The sequence below is a fragment of the Pseudomonas sp. B21-041 genome (assembly GCF_024748675.1).
GTDB lineage: Bacteria > Pseudomonadota > Gammaproteobacteria > Pseudomonadales > Pseudomonadaceae > Aquipseudomonas > Aquipseudomonas neuropathica.
In genome coordinates this window covers 2,813,972-2,833,202 of record NZ_CP087175.1, presented here as the reverse complement: position 1 = coordinate 2,833,202, position 19,231 = coordinate 2,813,972, and the positions used below count along the sequence as shown (strand labels likewise).

The 19,231-nt window shown below is 59.6% G+C and carries 18 protein-coding genes; 10 read left to right on the top strand and 8 right to left on the bottom strand.

Features of this window, described 5'->3' with window-relative positions; translation table 11 throughout:
* Positions 1-92: 92 nt before the first annotated feature.
* Positions 93-278: a hypothetical protein gene (locus LOY43_RS12625; protein ID WP_095049917.1), complete on the top strand. Its 186-nt coding sequence runs from the start codon at positions 93-95 to the stop codon at positions 276-278.
* A 175-nt stretch (positions 279-453) separates the two neighbouring features.
* Here LOY43_RS12625 and LOY43_RS12620 read toward each other — a convergent pair whose 3' ends face one another.
* From LOY43_RS12620 to LOY43_RS12600, 5 genes are all read right to left on the bottom strand, one after another.
* The gene (locus tag LOY43_RS12620; RefSeq protein ID WP_258709756.1) at positions 454-867 is read right to left on the bottom strand and encodes a PaaI family thioesterase; all 414 of its coding nucleotides are present in this window, start codon (positions 865-867) and stop codon (positions 454-456) included.
* A 134-nt stretch (positions 868-1,001) separates the two neighbouring features.
* Positions 1,002-2,102 carry a GlxA family transcriptional regulator gene (locus LOY43_RS12615; protein ID WP_095049986.1) on the bottom strand — a complete coding sequence of 367 codons (1,101 nt, stop codon included), beginning with the start codon at positions 2,100-2,102 and terminating at the stop codon, positions 1,002-1,004.
* A gap of 87 nt (positions 2,103-2,189) precedes the next feature.
* On the bottom strand, positions 2,190-3,590 hold the full coding sequence (gabP, locus tag LOY43_RS12610; RefSeq protein ID WP_257358427.1) for a GABA permease: 1,401 nt from the start codon (positions 3,588-3,590) through the stop codon (positions 2,190-2,192).
* A gap of 300 nt (positions 3,591-3,890) precedes the next feature.
* Positions 3,891-9,359: an ATP-binding sensor histidine kinase gene (locus tag LOY43_RS12605; protein WP_258709755.1), complete on the bottom strand. Its 5,469-nt coding sequence runs from the start codon at positions 9,357-9,359 to the stop codon at positions 3,891-3,893.
* Positions 9,360-9,407: 48 nt separating this feature from the next.
* On the bottom strand, positions 9,408-10,079 hold the full coding sequence (locus LOY43_RS12600; protein ID WP_258709754.1) for a response regulator transcription factor: 672 nt from the start codon (positions 10,077-10,079) through the stop codon (positions 9,408-9,410).
* 202 nt (positions 10,080-10,281) lie between these two features.
* On the opposite strand from LOY43_RS12600, the gene LOY43_RS12595 reads away from it, so the two are divergent.
* The 5 genes from LOY43_RS12595 to LOY43_RS12575 all read left to right on the top strand — a co-directional run bounded on the left by LOY43_RS12595 (position 10,282) and on the right by LOY43_RS12575 (position 14,822).
* On the top strand, positions 10,282-11,289 hold the full coding sequence (locus LOY43_RS12595; RefSeq protein ID WP_186624206.1) for a GlxA family transcriptional regulator: 1,008 nt from the start codon (positions 10,282-10,284) through the stop codon (positions 11,287-11,289).
* Between the two features lie 130 nt (positions 11,290-11,419).
* A complete protein-coding gene (locus tag LOY43_RS12590) occupies positions 11,420-11,785 on the top strand; it encodes a response regulator transcription factor (RefSeq protein ID WP_093433326.1) in 366 nt (121 codons plus the stop codon).
* A gap of 217 nt (positions 11,786-12,002) precedes the next feature.
* Positions 12,003-13,205 carry an NAD(P)/FAD-dependent oxidoreductase gene (locus LOY43_RS12585; protein WP_258709753.1) on the top strand — a complete coding sequence of 401 codons (1,203 nt, stop codon included), beginning with the start codon at positions 12,003-12,005 and terminating at the stop codon, positions 13,203-13,205.
* 54 nt (positions 13,206-13,259) lie between these two features.
* On the top strand, positions 13,260-14,189 hold the full coding sequence (locus LOY43_RS12580) for an MBL fold metallo-hydrolase (protein WP_258709752.1): 930 nt from the start codon (positions 13,260-13,262) through the stop codon (positions 14,187-14,189).
* Between the two features lie 159 nt (positions 14,190-14,348).
* Positions 14,349-14,822 (top strand): short chain dehydrogenase, encoded by a 474-nt coding sequence (locus LOY43_RS12575; protein WP_258709751.1) that lies wholly within the window; start codon positions 14,349-14,351, stop codon positions 14,820-14,822.
* A gap of 42 nt (positions 14,823-14,864) precedes the next feature.
* On the opposite strand, the gene LOY43_RS12570 is transcribed toward LOY43_RS12575, so the two are convergent.
* Complete coding sequence (locus LOY43_RS12570; protein ID WP_116255646.1) at positions 14,865-15,299, bottom strand: DNA methylase; 435 nt, start codon at positions 15,297-15,299, stop codon at positions 14,865-14,867.
* 195 nt (positions 15,300-15,494) lie between these two features.
* On the opposite strand from LOY43_RS12570, the gene LOY43_RS12565 reads away from it, so the two are divergent.
* A complete protein-coding gene (locus LOY43_RS12565) occupies positions 15,495-15,743 on the top strand; it encodes a DUF6555 family protein (protein ID WP_077572547.1) in 249 nt (82 codons plus the stop codon).
* Positions 15,744-15,880: 137 nt separating this feature from the next.
* Here the strand turns inward: LOY43_RS12565 and LOY43_RS12560 are convergent, their stop codons facing one another.
* Entirely contained in the window at positions 15,881-16,198 is a 318-nt protein-coding gene (locus LOY43_RS12560; RefSeq protein ID WP_095049913.1) for a hypothetical protein, read from the bottom strand.
* A 284-nt stretch (positions 16,199-16,482) separates the two neighbouring features.
* On the opposite strand from LOY43_RS12560, the gene LOY43_RS12555 reads away from it, so the two are divergent.
* Both LOY43_RS12555 and LOY43_RS12550 read left to right on the top strand, forming a co-directional pair.
* Positions 16,483-16,770, top strand: coding sequence for a hypothetical protein (locus LOY43_RS12555; protein ID WP_095049912.1), 288 nt, complete (start codon positions 16,483-16,485; stop codon positions 16,768-16,770).
* Between the two features lies 1 nt (position 16,771).
* Positions 16,772-17,200, top strand: coding sequence for a hypothetical protein (locus tag LOY43_RS12550; RefSeq protein ID WP_258709750.1), 429 nt, complete (start codon positions 16,772-16,774; stop codon positions 17,198-17,200).
* 62 nt (positions 17,201-17,262) lie between these two features.
* Here the strand turns inward: LOY43_RS12550 and LOY43_RS12545 are convergent, their stop codons facing one another.
* On the bottom strand, positions 17,263-18,318 hold the full coding sequence (locus LOY43_RS12545; RefSeq protein ID WP_258709749.1) for an NAD(P)-dependent oxidoreductase: 1,056 nt from the start codon (positions 18,316-18,318) through the stop codon (positions 17,263-17,265).
* Between the two features lie 491 nt (positions 18,319-18,809).
* Here LOY43_RS12545 and LOY43_RS12540 point away from each other — a divergent pair, with 491 nt between their 5' ends.
* Positions 18,810-19,172, top strand: a complete 363-nt coding sequence (locus tag LOY43_RS12540) for a DUF6124 family protein (RefSeq protein WP_258709748.1) — start codon at positions 18,810-18,812, stop codon at positions 19,170-19,172.
* The last annotated feature ends 59 nt before the right edge of the window (positions 19,173-19,231 follow it).

Below are 19,231 nucleotides of genomic sequence, written 5' to 3'. Positions count from 1 at the left end.
CTTCCAGATGAACCTAGCGGAATCGAGTGGTCAGTATTGGTCGGGAGTGGACGTTCTGACGTTTCATGGAAAACGGCAAGGAGAAACGGTCAATGGACTTCATTATCGATTTGATAGCTCATCGAATTGGCGTGTTTGTGTTGGGCTTACTGAGTGGCGGCCGTTTCAAGGGTGAGAGTGGTTTTGCCTGGGGCTGGGCAGTTGTCGTCGGTGGACTGATTCTGCTATCTCCATTCGCAGCGCTAATAGCTGTGCTCATCTATACCAGTGGCCAATGAATTGATGTCTGTAATGGGTCAGAAGCTGCGTTTCTCGAACGGTAGCTTCTGGCCGACAGCAGTCATTCGTGTGCGGATATCGCCCAGAAGCAATTATCCAAGACGTGGAAACATTTACCCGCTATTCGTCAAAACGCACTCCATCGATGACCTACCTTTTGATGGACACACATTTTCAACCCATTGGCACCGCAAACACCGCACTGGCCCGCGCCACCGTGCGCTCCCCAACATGCAAACTGACAGCAGCAAACGCCAACTGCCGGCCTTTTTTCGAGTACTCCAAACGCACTTCCAGCCACTCATTCATTTTTACGGCGCCGAGGTAATCTAGGGTCATGCTCGCCGTGATCAATGGCTGTGGAGGGTCGCTGGAAAACGCCATGGCGTAACCCATCCCGACATCGGCCAACGTCGCCAATACCCCGCCATGCAAGGTGCCACGGCCATTCGCATGGCGTGAGTCGGTCAATAAACCCAGTTCCAGTTGCAGCCCGCTGCCCCTCGCGTAGATCGGGCCCAGCAAATCAAGCAACGGGCTGCTGCGGGTAAACGCGGTGAAACCTTCGGGAATTGGCGTGGCGTTCATGATCCCTCCTGGTGCCGGTGACTCACCGGCTTCATTGACCTTAATGGGAGGGTTTATTGGCAATCGCCTGATGGAGCAAGAACTATACGGATGCGAAATCTCCAGTGATCAACTGTCGAAGCAGGACCGACCGATCATCCCGTGGACGCCAGATCGCCACGCTCCATCATTCGAACACTGGCAAACGTCGATTCGTTGCGCGCTTGGTCGAGCGTCGTCAGCGGCTTGATTGTTGACGGCTGCGCTACCGGTTTGCGACTCATCTCAGAGCCGGAGCGCTCATCACTCGGCGGCACGCCAAAGTGCTCGCGGTAGCATTTGGAGAAATGCGGCGTTGAGACGAACCCACACACGTACGCCAGCTCAACGATCGACAAGGACGTCTGCTTGAGCAGTTGTCGTGCGCGAATCAGCCGCAACCGCAAGTAGTAGCGCGACGGTGTGCATTGCAGGTATTTCTGAAACAACCGCTCCAGCTGTCGCCGTGACAGGTCGACGTATTCGGCCAGATTATCCAGATCGATCGGTTCCTCGAGATTGGCCTCCATCAACGCCACCACTTCTTGCAGCTTGGGCTGGTGCGTGCCGACCACATGCTTGAGCGGTACGCGTTGGTGATCCTGCTCATTGCGGATGCGCTCGTAGACGAACATCTCGGAGATGGCGGTGGCCAGTTCACGACCATGATCGCGCGCAATCAGGTGCAGCATCATGTCCAGCGGCGCGGTGCCGCCGGAGCTGGTGAAGCGGTTGCGGTCGAGGGTAAACAGACTGGTGCTGACGCTCACACGCGGAAAAGCTTCCTGCATCGCCGCCAGAAATTCCCAGTGCACGCTGCACTCATAGCCGTCGAGCAACCCGGCTTTGGCGAGCGCCCAGCTACCGGTGCAGACCCCGCCCAAGCGCTTGGACTGTCGCGCCAAAGCTTGCAGCCACGTCGTGTGCTCGCGGGTAATTGCGCTCTGGATGCCGACGCCACCGCAGACGATAACCGTGTCCGCCACGGAGGGATTGCTCCACGACCCATCCGGGGTGATCGGCACGCCATCGCTGGCCCAGACCGCCGCGCCATTGGGGCTGAAGGTATGCCAGCGATACAGCGTTCGCCCCGTCAGTTGATTGGCCATGCGCAATGGCTCGACGGCGGACGCCAATGACATCAGGGTAAATTTGTCCAACAGCAGAAACCCTACGGATTGGGTTGCACCGTCGGCTACGGAGGGGGTCGATGACATCATGGCCTCATAAATATCGGTCGCGACGCAGGCGTCTGCCATTCCCTCCGACATACGTGGAGGGAGTATCAGGTTCGGCGCAAACGCCTACCCCACCGATGTGACCCTCGCCGTCGGCGCGGGATGACGCGACGTCAACAGGCCAATGAAGGAAATCGCCAGCGCCAGGCCAATGGTTGTCGTGACTTCAGTGCGGTGTTGCGGGGTGATCATCATCACCGCCAGCGCGGCGCAGATGAATACGATCACCAGCCACGTCAACCAGGGAAACAGCCACATGCGGAAGGTCAGCTCGACGTTGCGCTGTTGCAATATCCGCCGCATGCGCAACTGCGACACCGCGATGGCGAGGTACACCAACAGGGCAATCGCTCCGGAGCTGGCCAGCAGGAATTCAAACAGCCCGGCAGGCATGAAGTAGCTCCACACAGTAATCGACGCACCGAGCACGGTGCTGGCGATAACCGCTGCGCGCGGCACACCTTCAGAAGAGGTCGCCTTCAGCGCTTTCGGCGCATCGCCACGCCGGCCCAGCGAGTACAGCATCCGCGAAGCAATGTAGATCGAGGAGTTCATGCAACTGGCCACGGCAATCAGCACGACGACGTCGACCATGAACTTGGCGTGGGGAATGTTCATGATTTCCAGAGCGCGCTGATAAGAGCCGACCGAGGCCAGCAACGGATCATTCCAGGGCACCACGGAGATCACGACGAAGATCGACAGCAGGTAAAACACGCCGATACGCCAGATCACCGAACGGGTGGCCTTGGCAATGTTTCGCGACGGGTCATTCGATTCGGCGGCGGCGATGGTCACCGCTTCGGTACCGATGAAGCTGAACATGATGGTGATGAAAGCGCCGACCACCGCCGACAAGCCATTGGGCGCAAACCCACCGTGCTCGGCCATCAACCCACTCAAGCCGCTGACTTCACGATCCGGCACCCAGCCCATCAACACGGCAAAACCGACGCCGATAAAACCGATGATCGCCACGACCTTGGCCATGGCGAACCAGAACTCGAATTCACCGTACTTGGCCACGCTGAACAGGTTGGTCACCACCAGCGCAATGATCGAGCCCAACGCGAACAGCCAGGCATCGACCTGCGGAAACCATTGGTTCAGCACATGCCCGGCGGCGAGCGCTTCGATGGGAATCACCAAAACCCAGAACCACCAGTAGAGCCAACCGATGGTGAAACCGGCCCAGCGTCCGATGGCTTGATCGGCATAGGTCGAGAACGAGCCAGTGTCGGGGTTAGCCACCGCCATCTCACCGAGCATGCGCATGACCAGCACAACGAGCAAACCGGAGAACAGATAAGCCAGCAGAACCGCCGGCCCCGCCGCCGCAATGGCATGTCCTGAACCTACGAACAATCCGGCGCCGATAATCCCGGCAATGGACAACATAGTGACGTGACGAGGCTTGAAGCCCTGCGCCAATTGGCTACTCGAATCCGTTGAGTTCGGGCTGATCATTGGTTTTTTTATTCTCTGCTGAACGACATTCTAGCGAGTTGACCAAGGCAATCGAGCACTGTCGTTGCCTGCCGAGCCCCCCGAAAGAAGCCCCCTTCAACCGCCGCAGTTCTTATCAACCCCATGATCTGGATGGGATTATTTTGATGTGAAGACGCGTCACCTTACCCGGCCTGTCAGATGATTCAGTAGCCTGATTGCGTCATGGTTGTGTCTGATATCGACATATCGAAACCAATCGGTCTCAATGAATACCGATAAGTCACCCAGTATCTGACGACAGATACCCTCATCTCGCCCTCACCTCCCCGCACACCCCGGCAACGTAAACACCACACGCGCCCCACACGGCGCGTTCGCCTCCGCCCACAAGTGACCGTCATGGGCTTCGATGATCGACCGGCAGATCGACAACCCCATCCCCAACCCGGTGACTTTGGTGGTGTAGAACGCGGTGAAAACCTCCTCCACCTGATCGCAGGCAAATCCCGGTCCCGAGTCGCTTACGACAATCCGCACGTCTTTCCCGACAGACTCGCTGACAATGATTAACCGACGCTCGCCCTCCTCGATCACCGCCATGGCCTCCAGACCGTTGATGATCAGATTGAGCAGCACCTGTTGCAGCTCGACGCGGTCAACCAGCACGACAGGCAAATCGTTGACAAGGCGCGTGGTGACCGCCGCGCCATAGCGGGCCGCTTCACCCCGGGTAAACCCGACCATCTCGCCCACTACCGCGTTGAGGTCCACCGGATGTCGTTGCGGCGGTGTTTTGCGGATCAATGCGCGGATACGTCCGAGCACGTCGGCCGCGCGGTTACCGTCGTTGATGATGCGTCTGAGGCCCTGTTCAACTTCATCGGTGTTCGGCGGTTGCGCGCCGAGCCAGCGCAACGCCGCGTTGGCATTGATCACGGTGGCGGCGATTGGCTGGTTGACTTCATGGGCAATGGACGCTGCCAACTGGCCCATGGTCGCCACGCGATTAGCGTGGGCCAGTTCCGCTTGTACCTGGCGATATCGGCGCTCGCCTTCGCGCACTTGCTCTTCGGCCTGTTTGCGTTCGCTCAGGTCAAGCACGAAGGCCACGCCCTGCTGCTGACTGGCTTCGAATGCGGCCAGACCGACGATCACCGGCAGGCGAGTGCCGTCCTTGCGGATGTATTCCTTCTCGAACGGCTGGGCGCGCCCGGTGCGGATTGCCGTCGCCAGCGCGGCTTCACTTTTCATGCGCAGTGGCGGCGGTGTCATGTCGCGCCAATGCACCCTGCCTGACAGCAGATCGTCGCGCTCGTAACCGACCATGCGCAGGAACGCGTCGTTGGCCTCAATGATTTCACCGTCGACACTCCAGACGATGATGCCGATGATATTGGCGTCGACCAACCGGCGAATCCTCGCCTCGCGCTCGGCGACGTCTCGATACAGCCGCGCGTTGTCCAGCGAGATCGCCGCCTGCGAAGCCACCAGTCGCAATACGGCAATGCGCGCCGGACTGAACACACCCGCAGATAGATTGTTCTCCAGGTACAGCGCCCCGGCAATCCGGCCCTGATTCATCAACGGCAGGCACAGGATCGAGCGAGCGCCGCGTTGATGAATGTACAGATCAGCGGCAAATGCCGGATCGGCGACGGCATCGTCCAGACACAGGTTTTCACCGGTGCGCAGGGTCTGGTAGAGCACCGATTCGGCCAGCATCGATGAACTTACCGGCTCATGGCAAAGCAGCGCGCTGTCGTCACCGACACTGGTTTTCGCGGCGATATACGGCGCCTCGCCTTCGGTCAGAATCAGCCGGCCATGCTCGGCGCCAGCCTGTTCGATAGCGGTGCGCATGACCATTTCGATCAGTCGATCCAGCACGATCTCGCCTGAAACGGCCTGGGACACCTTGAGAACCGTGGCCAGATCCAGATGCTCGACTGGGGTGGCGATGGTCGCAGTCGGACCGGGCGCCGTATCTTCATTGCGCAGATAGCGGTGCTGTAGCTCCAGTTGCCGCACCTTGCCCTCTGCCCCCCAGCGCAAGTAACCGTAGCGCGCATCTTGCAGGTACAGGCGGGCGATTTTGCTCAGACCACGGGCACTGTAGAACCGCGCTGCGAGTTCGTTGGCCAAGGCTTCGACATGCACAAAGCCGTTGTCCCTGGCCAACTGAATCGCTTGCTCGTACAGCATCTCGGCTTCGATCAACTGCCCGGTGACCCGAGCGATTTCGGCTGCGACCAGCGCCGTCTGACTGGCGAAGGTTTCCGCACACTGTTGCGCCCAGGTTTGCAGTTGATCGTGGTGCTCGCCCAAGCGTTGCAATCGGTCGGTATCGGCTTCGCCGTGGGCAGCCAACGTTAACGCTGCGTAAAAGTGAAATTCGGCCTCTTCAAAAAACGAGGAGATCACCCACAACAGTTCCCGGGCCTGCGCCGCGCAATCGGCGGCCGCTGCGTAATCCCCGGCCAGATAACGCGCCTGCAACTTGCGCACCCAGTACTTGCCCCGAGCCAAGGCCAGGTCCGGAGCAGCGAGGTTCGCCTCAAAGCGTGTCTCATCGAATTCTTCATTATTGAAACTGCCAAACACCGGGGTCTGCCCTCGCAACATGCGGATCAGTGCCCGTTGGCAACTCATGAAACTGATCACCAGACCGAAGCGGATTCTTTGCGAGTAAGCCAGACCCGTTTCAGCCTGCACCTGCACTTCCGCCAGCGGCTCGCCAATGAACAGCAAGTCGGAAATCAGGCTATTGCCAGCGTAGGCTGCATAGGGCAAATCGCCGGTGCGGTTGCCGGCGCTGAGCGCACGCCGCAGCAATTCGCGGCACTCGCGCACCGGGCGCATCCAGCGCACCACGAAGATCGAAAAGCACAGGTAGGTACGCGCTTCGTATTGCGCAAGGCCACGGCGGTCGACCAGATCGCAGCCCAAGCGGCCAAAGCGGTAACCGCTGGCATAATCGCCAAAGCGCCGCCCGGCAACCCGCACAACATTGGCGTAGAGCATGCAGGAGGCGTCGCAATTACCGTGCTCCAGGCTCAGGTTAACGGCTTTGCATATGGTCAGGCAGGCGAGGTTCGCATCCGACTGCAACGCAGGGGCCAACAGTTTGCTCAACGCATCCAGTGTCACCAGCGTGGCCGGATCCTCCATCAGTGGCAGGTCGATCAACTGCTCGATGCTGCGCTCACCCAGTTGCCTCCAGATCTGTTGGTATTCGGCGCGCACCTGCTGATCGTCCGGATGCGCCGTCCAGTCGATGCCGACCTGACGTAAATACGTCAGGCACACATTCACCGCGCGGTCACTGCGGTCGAGCAGCAGGCAGACATCCATCAACAAACAGGTGACTGCCGCCCGCTCTACCGTGGTCTCGACGCGCTCGGCCAGTGCAGTCAGGCGCGCATCGGCCAGTGCCAGTTGCCCAGTGAGAAATTCGCACTCGGCGCGGTTCAGCTCCAGAGCAAACCCCAGTTCATGGCGACGGTCATCACCGTGCTCGCCGAGCAACGCCGCACCCGTGCCCAAGTAGCTCAATGCTGAGGTGTAAGCGGTCGAAGCCTTGGCACGCTGACCTGCGAGCAGGTTGAATTCGGCCAGCTGTTCGCGTTCGGCCCGCGCGCTGATCAGACTGGCGCCGCGATTGAGTTGCCCGACGATTTCGAAGATCGCGTCTTCACGCCCCTCCGCTGGCGTCTGCAGGGCGAGCAAACGGCCGATACGCAGATGAGTTTGCGCACGTTCGGTTTCCGCGGTTAGTGAGTATGCCGCCTCGTGGATACGGTCATGGACAAACGCACAAGTACCGTCGTGAAACTCCACCAGTTCCTGGCGCACCGCCGGCCAGAGCGCCGCGTGCACCCGCGCCGTCGGCAGGTCGAGCACGGTGGCCAGCGTGTCAATGCGCGCTACGTTGCCCAGGCAGGCCAATTGTTGCAGGGCCTGACGCGTGTCCAACGGCAGACGCGCCAGTTTGCCAACCATCAGATCGACCACGTTATCGGTGTAGCCCTTGGCGTTGATGAGTGCCAGATCCCAGCGCCAACGGTTGAATTGGTGGTCGTAGATCAGCAGCTGTTCTTCGGCCAACGCGTGAAGAAACTGGATGACGAAAAACGGATTGCCGCCGGTCTTTTCCAGCACCAGGCGCGCCAGGGCAACGATGCTCGCGGGTGGGCAGCGCAGGGATTCTGCGATCAGTTGCTCGATGTGCACGCTGGCCAGCGAGGTCAGGCAGATCTCGTCGATATGCACGCCGCCATTACGCAGCACTTTGAGTTTGCCGCTGAGCGGGTGGTCGGCATCGACCTCGTTATTGCGGTACGCGCCCACCAGCAGCAAATGCCCAAGCTCCGAGCGGGTCAGCAGATCTTCGAGCAGATCGAGGGTCGCTGCGTCGAGCCATTGCAAATCATCGAGAAACAGCGTCAACGGATGTTCCGGCCGAGCAAACACGCCGATGAAGCGCTGCAATACCGCCATGAAGCGCTGCTGCGCCTGCTGCGGTTCAAGCTCCGGCACCGCTGGCGGCTCACCGATAATCAACTTGAGTTCCGGGATCAGCTCGGTCATCAACCGTGCATTCGGTGACAGTGCCTGCAACAACGCCGCGCGCCAGTCAGCGAGCACCTCGCGACGCTTGCCCAGCAGCGTTCGCACCAATCCTTGAAAGGCCTGGACCAGCGTCGCATAGGGGATGTCGCGCTTGTACTGATCGAACTTGCCAGCGGCGAACAATCCCCGCGACGGCACCAGCACTTTGTGCAGTTCACTGACCACCGAGGATTTACCAATGCCGGAGTAACCGGACACCAGCACCAGCTTCGGCGAAGGAGCCCGCACCACCTGGGCGAAAGCATCGATCAGGGTTTGCACTTCGCGTTCACGACCGTAGAGCTTTTCCGGGATCAGCAAGCGATCGATCGCGCCCTGCTCGTTCAACGTGAACACATCGATCCGCCGCGCCCGACGCCAGTCGTCCAGACAACGACGCAAGTCATGCTCGACGCCGGCGGCGGTTTGGTAGCGCGCTTCGGCGGTCTTGGCGAGCAGTTTCATGACTACCCGCGAGAGCATCAACGGCACCGTGGCCACGCGTTCGCATGCAGGCATCGGTTGCCGCGCAATGTGGCAATGCACCCACTCCATCGGGTCGTTGGCGTTGAACGGCAGCGAGCCGGTAAGCATCTGGTACAGCGTCACACCAAAGGCATACAAATCGCTGCGCGAATCGATCGAACGATTCATTCGACCGGTTTGTTCCGGCGCCATGTAGGCCAGGGTCCCGGCAATGGTTTCTGGCGGCGCGGGGGCCTGACGTTCGCGCGGCAGTCGCGAGGCCAGACCGAACCCCATCAACCGGGCTTGTCCGTCGTGGCAGTTGACAAGGATGTGCTGCGGTTTGAGATCCTTGTGCACCAGCCCGCACAGGTGCAAACGGCCAAGCGCTACGGCTATGTTGATTGCGTGCAACAGGCAGGTTTCAGTGTCCAGCGGCGTGATCAGCAAACGCGACAGCGGCTCGCCGCCGGGGTCGTCGAATAACAAGTGCGTGGTTCCGCCCGCGCGTTCAAGGGCTTGCGGTTGCAGCGCCCATTCATTGTGCAGAGCGTCTTTGAGGCCGTATTCATGCGCCAGCCGGTCGAGGGTTGCGGGCAAAGGCTGAGCGATTGCCGGACGCACTATCAGCACGCTGGCGCTCTCCCCCTGTCCTCGTTTGCGGGAGAACACCCGCTCGCCGTCGTCCCACAAAATCTGTTGTTTGCTGGCCATCGGAGTCGACACCGTCAAAGGGGTTTCTGTCACGCGCTGAAGCTCGGTTCAGCTTGTCCGCCGCGCCGGCTCGATGCCCAGCGATTCGGCAATACGCACCAGATCGGCGACCGAACGTGCAGCGAGTTTCCTCATGACCTGCCCGCGATGGACTTTCACCGTCACTTCGCTGAGGTTGAGTTGCGCGGCGATCTGCTTGTTCATCAGCCCGCCAATGACGAAACCGAGCACTTCGCGCTCACGTGCCGTCAATGTTTCGTAGGCTTGACGCAACGCCGCGCCGGATTGTTCGGCGAGCAGTCGCGCACTGTCGCGGGCCAAAGCACTGGCCACCGCATCGAGCATGTCCTGATCACGAAAAGGCTTGGCCAGGAAATCCACCGCGCCGGCCTTCATCGCCTTCACGCTCATGGCGATATCGCCGTGACCGGTCATGAATACGACGGGAATGCGCAGGCCGTTTTTTTCCATCTGCTCCTGAAAGGTCAGGCCACTTTCGCCGCGCAAACGCACATCGAGCACCAGACAACCGGGCACGTCGCGTTTGGCCGAAGCGAGGAAGTCACGGGACGTTTCGAAGGTCTGCACCTGCAGGCCGATCGAACGCAGCAAACCGTCGAGGGCCTGACGCATGGAGGTGTCGTCGTCGACCACATAAACCACCGGTTCCCTCAGCACGGACGGGGCTGCGCTGGGGCTGGAATGCGACCACAGGGTCATCGTGAGTCCTCGGCGAGATCGCAACGTGTGCGATGTGCAGGTGAATAAATCTAGTCCATGATGGCGAACGCAGCCAGAGGCCAGCCAAACGGTCGCGCAGCAGGCTAGCAGTCGACGCGCATTGCCGACAGGCCAGAAACCCCTGAAAATCGGCCATGCCCTTTCCCCTCCTTCTTCAGCCGTTTGAACAGGCAGGATTTCAATGTCCAGCATTCCCTTCACCGCTACGCCCGAACCGCGCGACGTGGTGTTTATTGCCTACCCGCGAATGAGCCTGCTCGACCTCAGTGGCGCGCAAACGGTGTTCTGGGCCGCGAGCAAAGCCTTGGCCGAAAGATGCCAACCCGGTTATCAGTTGCACACCGCCAGCCTTGAGGGTGGTTTGGTCAATACCGTTGAAGGTTTGGCCGTGGACACCCGAGCGCTGCGCGAATTGGACATTGCCGCGCTGCACACCCTCGTCGTACCCGGCGCACCCGATATCTGCCAGACCCTCGACGAGCACGCCGAACTTACCGCGTGGTTGCGGCGTAATGCCCCTGTCGCGAGGCGAGTGGTGTCGGTGTGCAGCGGCGCTTTCCTGCTGGCCCAGTCCGGTTTGCTCGACGGCTGCCGCACCGCCACGCACTGGGCCATGTGCGACAACCTGCGCGAGCGCTTCCCGGCGATCGACGTGGATGCCGATGCGATCTTCATCCAGCAGGGCAAGGTCTGGACCTCGGCGGGGGTCACGGCCGGTATCGATCTGGCCTTAGCGCTGGTCGAGGCCGATTACGGCCGCGAAGTGGCGTTGCAGGTTGCCCGCGAGCTAGTGGTGTACCTCAAGCGCCCCGGTGGTCAGGCGCAATACAGCACATTGCTGCAAGCGCAGGTGCAGGACAGCCCGCAGTTCGACCCGTTGCACTTGTGGCTGATCGATCACCTGGACGATCCGAAGTTGACTGTAGAGCGACTCGCCGAACAGGCGAAAATGAGCCTGCGCAATTTCACCCGCGTCTACAAGCAGAGCACCGGGCGCACGCCGTCCAAAGCCATCGAACTGTTCCGCCTCGAAGCGGCCAGGCGCATGCTGGAGAACTCGGCGCACACCATCGACAAGGTTGCGCGTCTTTGCGGCTTCGGTGATGAAGAGCGGCTGCGCGCCTGCTTCCAGCGTCACCTGTCGATTTCACCGCGCGACTACCGCAGCCGCTTCAGCCGCGAAGGTTGATGCCGAAAACCGCTGACGCTCAAAAAGTCTCCACGGACTATACCTAGGTATAGTTTTGCGCCGGTGCCGACGGCGTATGGTGCAAGAACGACAGGAGTCGCGATATGTGCCCGTCCGGCCAGGGAGCCCTATGCAGCATAAGGTTGTCATTGCGGTGGTTGACGACGACGAGGCCATTCGCGATGCACTCGCAGGTTTGCTTCGCGCCTTCGGTTATCAGGTGTTCACCTATCCGGGCGCGCAGGCATTCCTTGAGTCAAAAAGCCCGGCGCAGACACACTGCCTGATCTCCGATATCCAGATGCCTGGCATGAGCGGCCCGCAACTGCACGAAGCATTACGCGCACAAGGCTGGCGCATTCCGGTGATTTTCGTCACCGCCCATCCCGAAGAATTCCACACCCGCGCGCCCGGCGTCATCGCTTGTCTGCCCAAACCCTTCCCGCCCGACACCCTTCTCAACCACATCGACTTTGCCCTGAACCGTCCTCTGTAGTGTGTTCGATACCTTCGTATACCGCCCTTCGACCCATGCGTAATCCGCACACACCGATGGACAACTGCGCCCGCAGCGCCCACGCCATAGCATTGATTTCGACAGCGGACGATTAAGCGCCAAGCAGTACGGCAAGCAGTTTGCGGCGGCCAGTGATCATCACGCCAGTGTCGGAAAAAACTCGGGTTATCCATCCATCAGCATCAGGGAGCACATTATGAAACAACAATTATTGGTGATCGGTGCGGGGTTCGGCGGGCTGTGGAGCACGTTGAGCGCCGCGCGTTTGCTGGATATGCATGACCGCCACGATGTGGAGATCACACTGCTCGCCCCGCAAGCCGAACTGCGCATCCGTCCGCGCTTCTACGAACCCGATGTCCACAGCATGTACGCGCCGCTGGATGCGCTGCTCGCTGCCGTGGGTGTGCGTTTCGTCAAAGGCACCGCCGAGAGCCTTGACAGCCAGGCACGCCGTGTCGGTTATCGCGATGAGGCCGGTCGCCCGGGTGAGCTGACTTACGATCGCCTGGTGCTGGCCAGCGGCAGCCAACTGGCGCGTCCGCCGGTGCCGGGCCTGAAAGAGAATGCGTTCGACGTCGACCAGATCGAGTCGGCGGCACGCCTGGAGCGCCACCTGCACGCGCTGGCCAGCCAACCGGCCAGCGCCGCGCGCAACACCGTGGTCATCGCCGGTGGTGGCTTCACCGGGATCGAAACCGCGACCGAAATGCCGAATCGTCTGCGCGCCATTCTCGGCGAGCTGCAAGACATTCGAGTGATCATCGTTGATCGCAGCAAAGACATCGCCGCGACCATGGGCGACGGCATCCGTCCGTCCATCATCGAAGCGTCAAAAGAACTGGGCATCGAGTGGATCATCGACGCCACGGTCGCCGCCGTGGATGCCAACGGCGTCACCCTCGCCGACGGTCGCCACATCGAGAGCAATACCGTGATCTGGACCGTGGGTTTCCGCGCCAGTCCACTGACCGAACAGCTCAATGCCGGACGCGATGGCCAGGGGCGTCTGCACGTCGACGGCAATCTCAAAGTGCAAGGTCTTGAGCACGTGTTCGCCGCCGGCGATGTCGCCCGTGCTGCCACCGACGACGTCGGCAATATCTCGGTGATGTCCTGCCAGCACGCGATCAGCCTTGGTCGTCATGCCGGCAACAACGCCATTGCTGATCTGCTTGGCGTGACGCCGACCACCTACCGTCAGCCGAAGTACGTGACCTGCCTCGATTTGGGTGCTTGGGGCGCGGTGTACACCGAAGGCTGGGATCGCCAACTGAAGCTGGTGAAAGCCGAAGCCAAGGAACTGAAGACGCAAATCAACAGCGTGTGGATCTACCCGCCGGCCGCAGACCGTCGCACTGCCCTCGCCGCTGCCGACCCGATGATTCCGGTGGCCTGATCTCGCCCCCATTGTCCAAGAACCAATGTCTTGCCTGATAAAAAGGAGAACACCATGACCATGCATCTGGATTCCTTCACCGCCCACAACGCCACCCTGCAAACCCCGACCGAAGAGCTGGTGCCATCGCGTTACGCGCTGCGCCTCGGCAACATCGACGTGATGGTAATCAGCGACGGCGTCCTGCCGCTGCCGACCCAAACCATGTCGACCAACGCCGATCCCGCCGAGCGCGCTGCGTGGTTCAAAGAGATGTATCTGGGTCCCGACGCGTTCGACTGGGCACTCAATGTCCTGGTGGTGCGTAGCGGCGAGCAGGTGATCCTCGTCGACGCCGGCCTCGGCGGACAATTTCCCGGTTTCCCTCGCGCCGGGCAGTTTCCCAAACGCCTCGCGGCGGCCGGGATCGACCTCGCGGACGTCACCGATATTGTCATCACGCACATGCACATGGACCACATCGGCGGCTTACTCGTCGAGACGGTGAAAAATCGTCTGCACGACGACGTGCGCATCCACGTCACCGCCACCGAAGTCGACTTCTGGACCTCGCCGGATTTCACCAGCACCGACATGCCCGCGCCTGTGCCGGACGTGCTGCGCTCCACCGCCAACGCCTTCATCCAGCAATACCAAAGCAAACTGCATATCTTCGAGGACGCGTTCGAAGTCGCCCCCGGCGTGGTCGCAAAACTCACTGGCGGCCACACCCCGGGCCACTGCGTGGTTTACGTGAACTCCGGCGACGAACGCCTGACCTTTGCCGGCGACGCCCTGTTCCCGGTTGCCTTCGACCATCCGGACTGGCACAACGGCTTCGAGCACGATCCTGATGAAGCGGTGCGCGTGCGCGTGCGCCTGCTGCAGGAAGCAGCGGCCAGTGGCGAACTGTTTGTCGCCACGCACCTGCCCTTCCCGTCGGTCGGCCGCGTTGCCGTCAATGGTGAGGGGTTCCGCTGGATTCCGGCGATCTGGGATTATTGATCGAGATCGCGTAACACTGCTTCGCCCGGCCTTGGTCGGGCGAAGTTGTTTTCGCCTGTTACAGATCCGTTCCGGGACAACCGCTACCTTTCCTCCGTTACATGGAACGACGGTCGATCCTTGCTCTCTACCACTGAACCTACAGTGGAGGAATTGACCATGATTGCCCCTGAAACCGGTATGAAACCGGGTGAGCGTTACTGCATTGAAAGCGTCGAGCGCGCGCCGCAATTTCCTGGATTTTTCCTCGATGGCAAGTATTACCTGGGCCCCGAGTTGCAGACGGCCGTCGGCTGGCTTGAAGGACAGAATTTCCTGTATGACCAACTCGATCCCAATGGCGAGCCGGTTTATCCGGGCAGAATCGTTGGCACGATTACCGCGCGGACACTGGAACTGGCGGATGGGTTGCGTCTGAGCATCGAGGAAATGCCGTTTCAGGCAGAAGCCGTTTCACCATTGCGGACGTTTGACGAAGTGACCGTTAAAACCCGACCTCTGACGATATCGCAGCGGCACACGACAGCCGGCCGCCAGCCGATGCAACCTTCTGCGCTGTTGGTTGCAGGCGCGGCATTGCTGGTAGGGCTGTGCTTGTTGGCGATCAATCGTTCTGGCCGTCGAGGCAAATAGGCTTTGCACGACGCGGGCGGTGACCGTTTTTTACGGCCGCGATCAAAGGCTGATTACAGCGCTGGCTTCGCGCATGAAGATCTCCACGGTCTTCGGACCGATACCATCGAACTCCGCCAGTCGCCTCTCGAATGCCTGGCGATCAGGGCTTGCCTCGACCATGTGGCTGACCTTGCCCGCGTACTCGTCGTTAAGCTTGCGTGCCAAGGCGTGCAGCCGCACGGCAGTGGTCTCGTCGTAACGCACGTAATGCGCCTCCCCTAGCATCGCGACCAGTTCACGATGGCTGCACGCAGCCAGTTTGCGCGGCGTATCGCGCCCGTGTTTATCGGCAATCACCCGATACGCTTCGGCAGCGATTTCAGCCTGTATCCGCTTGCCCATCAAGAAGCTCGCGAGCAGCCATTTGAACAAGCCACCGTCATCGTTGTGCTTAAGCTGAATGTTCAAATCCCTGGCGCTGATGGTCTTGTTCACCGCTAACCTCCGGGGTTGAAATCGTGGGGATTTTTCGTCCTGTGCCTGCCTGGCAGACGCTTGATCGTTAGGCTGCCGCCGGTTCCAACCGTTCAAAATAAAACACCTACCAGCGGCCTTAAACGAACTCCCGAAAATCCTTTGAATTTTTTTCGTCGGCAAAACTCATTTGCGTATGAGCGTAAGGAGGAGCGCATGAGTAACGTCGACATCTTCGTCATCGAATACAAACTTCACGGCCAGCCAAAGTCATTCGTCATCCGCGCAAAAACCATGCGCAACGCTGACGCATGGCACTGGGCGAGTTGCGACGCCGGCATTGCGCCGATTCCAAAACCCGGCAAGCCACCGTTGAAAGTCATCTCCAAACCCCAGGCCGAACGGTTTGGCATCACCGAGGTGAAATGGCGCGAAACGGCGACGGTGGACTGGACGGAGGCTTAATCATGCTCAAACAGATCGGTAATACGCTTGGTGGGATTTGGCAGTCGCCATGAGGATTCTCAAGCGCCACGCCGACGCCTGGCGGATACAAACCCGGGCATCCCTCGGATGTCTCGGGCTGGCACGTAAACTAGACATTAGCGCGTGATTTTGGGTGGCCCATAGAGTTCGGTTTCCCAGTCCTCAAAAGGCGGTTTGACTTCGAAAGACCGATCGCAGTATGACCGTAGGTAGTCAGTCGCCCTTTTTTGCGCGTAAGTGAAATTGAGGACATTGCCTTCGTCGTCCATCTCTATGACATTCGCAAATATCGCAAAGACCTGTTCAATCGCACTGGGCTCTGAGCCATACATATCGAGGTACTTCACGTCCTTGAGCATGTAGTGGCTTCCACTGGCCATGAAATATGCGAACGTTCGGAGTGCTCCGCTGAAATCGTTACTTAGCTTTTTCATATCAGGTTCTTGTAGGCAACATTAAGGATTTGATTAAGAGGCGATTTTCATCCCCCGAGCGAGCAAAGCCAATGGCCCGGGGTGTATAAGCCGAGGACCTGACGCACGGTGACTGCACCTGATTACTGGCTGACTAACGGAAGACCTAGCGTAAGAGGAGCGCCATCTATTTGCTATCATCCTGATGCTTTTTTGTGGCCGAATGCGCGAGCGGCACGCCCACGTAGCGTCTCGCGCTGGCCACCAGCGGTCCGGCAATTCGACTATTCATGTAAGGCACGTTAATGATCTCCGAATTGGCAGTCTCGAATCTTTTAGGGCCATGGCGCGGGGATGCCCATACCGGGCTGATGCAACGCTGCAAGGAGTCATGGGATACACCGCTAGTGCATTTGAGCGATCTGATGGTCGCTACTTTTTTGAATCAGAATATCGCACCCGAACACCTGTTAATCGAGGCAAAACACCGCATCGAAGTGCGGGAAAGAGATGGCTCCGAGTACTTCGACGGCCAGCTTCTCGAAGCGATGGAAAATGTGAGATCTCGGGGGCTGGATTTTTCTGGAGTTTGATATGGGGTTCTCCTCCACGTTATGGGCTTGGTACGGCCAGAATGAGTACAAGCAGGTTCTTGCCGTGTGCGAGGTCATCGAGGCGCTTGGGTTTCTGGCTCAAGCCTCGGACATACAGCAGGCAACTATCCCGGATTGCCCCGCCTGTGAAGTCTGGTCCGAGATGATTCTCCCGATAGAAAAGGTACTTTCAATCTGCGGCAGTGGGCTATCGGAGGACGTGAAGAGCCGGCTGGAAGACATTTGGGAGCGTTGCAATAGCCTTACTGAGGCCGCATTTCACTGTAATGATCGCCTGATCTTTGATCACGCAGAATGGATGCCCATCAGGACACGAGCCACCGAGTTGCTGGTTTTAATGGAGTCGACGCAAATCCATCCATTCTTGGGTGACGTGCTATTGGACTGTAAAAAGTTTCTCTCTGAATAATTCGGTGAGTCGTTCAGGCGCACCAAAACGGTTTTACGTTTCAACCGTTGAGTGAATGCGCATCACCGCCGACCTGAATGAGCGGCAAGTCGGCGGTGCTGCGCAGAACGGTTACTGCACTTGCAGTTCCAGCAGTTCACCACCCTCTTGCTCAGACGCTGCAGATATGCACCGGCGTCAAGCAACTGATAAGGAAAGTAAAGACCTGCCGGAGTCGGCGGCTGACCATCCAGCCCAAGCAATCGCTCCAGCAGCATGGCGACGCTCAGCCCCGTCAACGCTGCAGCGCCTGCCGGGTGAACGAGAGCATGCCGGGTGTGCAACGGTCGCCCTTGATGATCCTCACCCAGCAGTTCGATGAGAATCTCGGTCGACATCGGCCGACCGGCGCGCCGCGATGAACTCACTCCGCTGGCGAGATTGAACTGAACATTTGGCGCATCGGTGGCCGCCGCCAGCCCGGTGACATCGATGGACGAGAAGCCGCTGGCTTGCATCGGCGTGCCGTCCAGCGCTCTGAAGCTGACGTTCTTGTCCGCCCCTTCGCGCCAGAGGTAATCGCCCTCGCGCCGAGTCAGGGCGGCGGGCAGCAGCTTGTTCAGGTGTTCGAAATCCTTAGCCACGGTCGGCCCGCCGCCATCCTGCTCGTCGACCAACGCATCGATACGAATATCGCGCACCCGGGCAAAGGCCTCGGCGAGGTGCAGCGTCGCAACGGTCGTAGCGCCTACCATCCACTCGTAACCCAGCACGATGGGCGCCGCATCAGGGCGGTGGATGTAGCTCGCGATTTGCGGCGCCATCTCGAAAATGCCAGAAGAAATGCTCAGGTGCGGGACCTTGCGCCTCTGCGCGAAACGCAACCCGGCAAGGGAATGATCCATATAGAAAACCGCTACGGCGCTGACCGGGCGATCACCCAGCCCAAGGTCATCGGCAGCAGGGTCAATGACCACGCCCTGCGCCCCGCCCATTTCCTCGGCGGCTTGCTCAGCCTTGGCCAGGTCTCGGCCGCCGATCAGCAACGGGACGCCGGGATAAGCAGCACGCAACGCTTCGGCAGAACGGTGGCCAATGGCGCCGGAACCACCCAGGAACAAAATCGGGTGAACTGACATGGGTATCCTTCCTCGTCTTTTGGGGTTGTAACCTAGTGTTGGTGCGTGCCCTGTCGTGAGGGTTCCCCGCCACTGCCTGAGCTGGAGAGTGGACCGACGAATGTCATTTTGAACAGCGTGTTGATGAGCCGTGTTTAGGCGTTTTTTATGGTTGTTTAAAAGACACGTCGCGTTACCTGCTTAAGGCTACAACGTCTTGCGCCATTGCCTACGACTACGCCAGAATCCGCCGGCTTGTGCGTCTCAAGGGCCACCGGTAACTTTGTTCGCGTCACTGATTCCCAGTGATCGGGTTTAGTAGCCCGTGGTAAATGAAAGTGCACAAGCGTCCATTAGAAGGTATTCACTTACCTGCACTTGATGGCGGCTGTGCGTAGGGCGCCCTCGGGCGCGCCGGCTTTCTTCTTTTCCCCGGTCTACTAACCTGCGTACAGCTGCCACCCCCTGTTTAGTAGCTCGGAGCGGCGGCCACCCAACAGGAAAAAGAAGAAATGTTCAAGATCACGCCAAACCCGCCGGAGACAGATCCGGCCTCTCCGTACGAATCACCCGACTCAAAGAAATTCCACGAAGCCGCCGAACGCGCCCTCGACCACTACCTCAAACCGGCCGACCGGATAATGGCCACGCCGTACCGACCCAGCACAATGTTCCAGGCCAACCCGAAAACTGCGACAGAAGAATTACTGGTCAATGCCAGTGAATCGCTAGGCTCTGCTTCGGTGATGTTGGGCAACGTGATCGGAATGGTGGAAGGCCCCGCGCGCAAGACCCTTCAGGGCATTGCGCAAGTGGTAATGCTGGGCGAATTGGCGGTAAATCAAGCGCTGGATAATATTGTGCCGGTGGATTGATGAGTAATCCCTTTGTGGCGGCGTTCTGGCTGCTGTCACAAAGGGATAAAGATTGCATT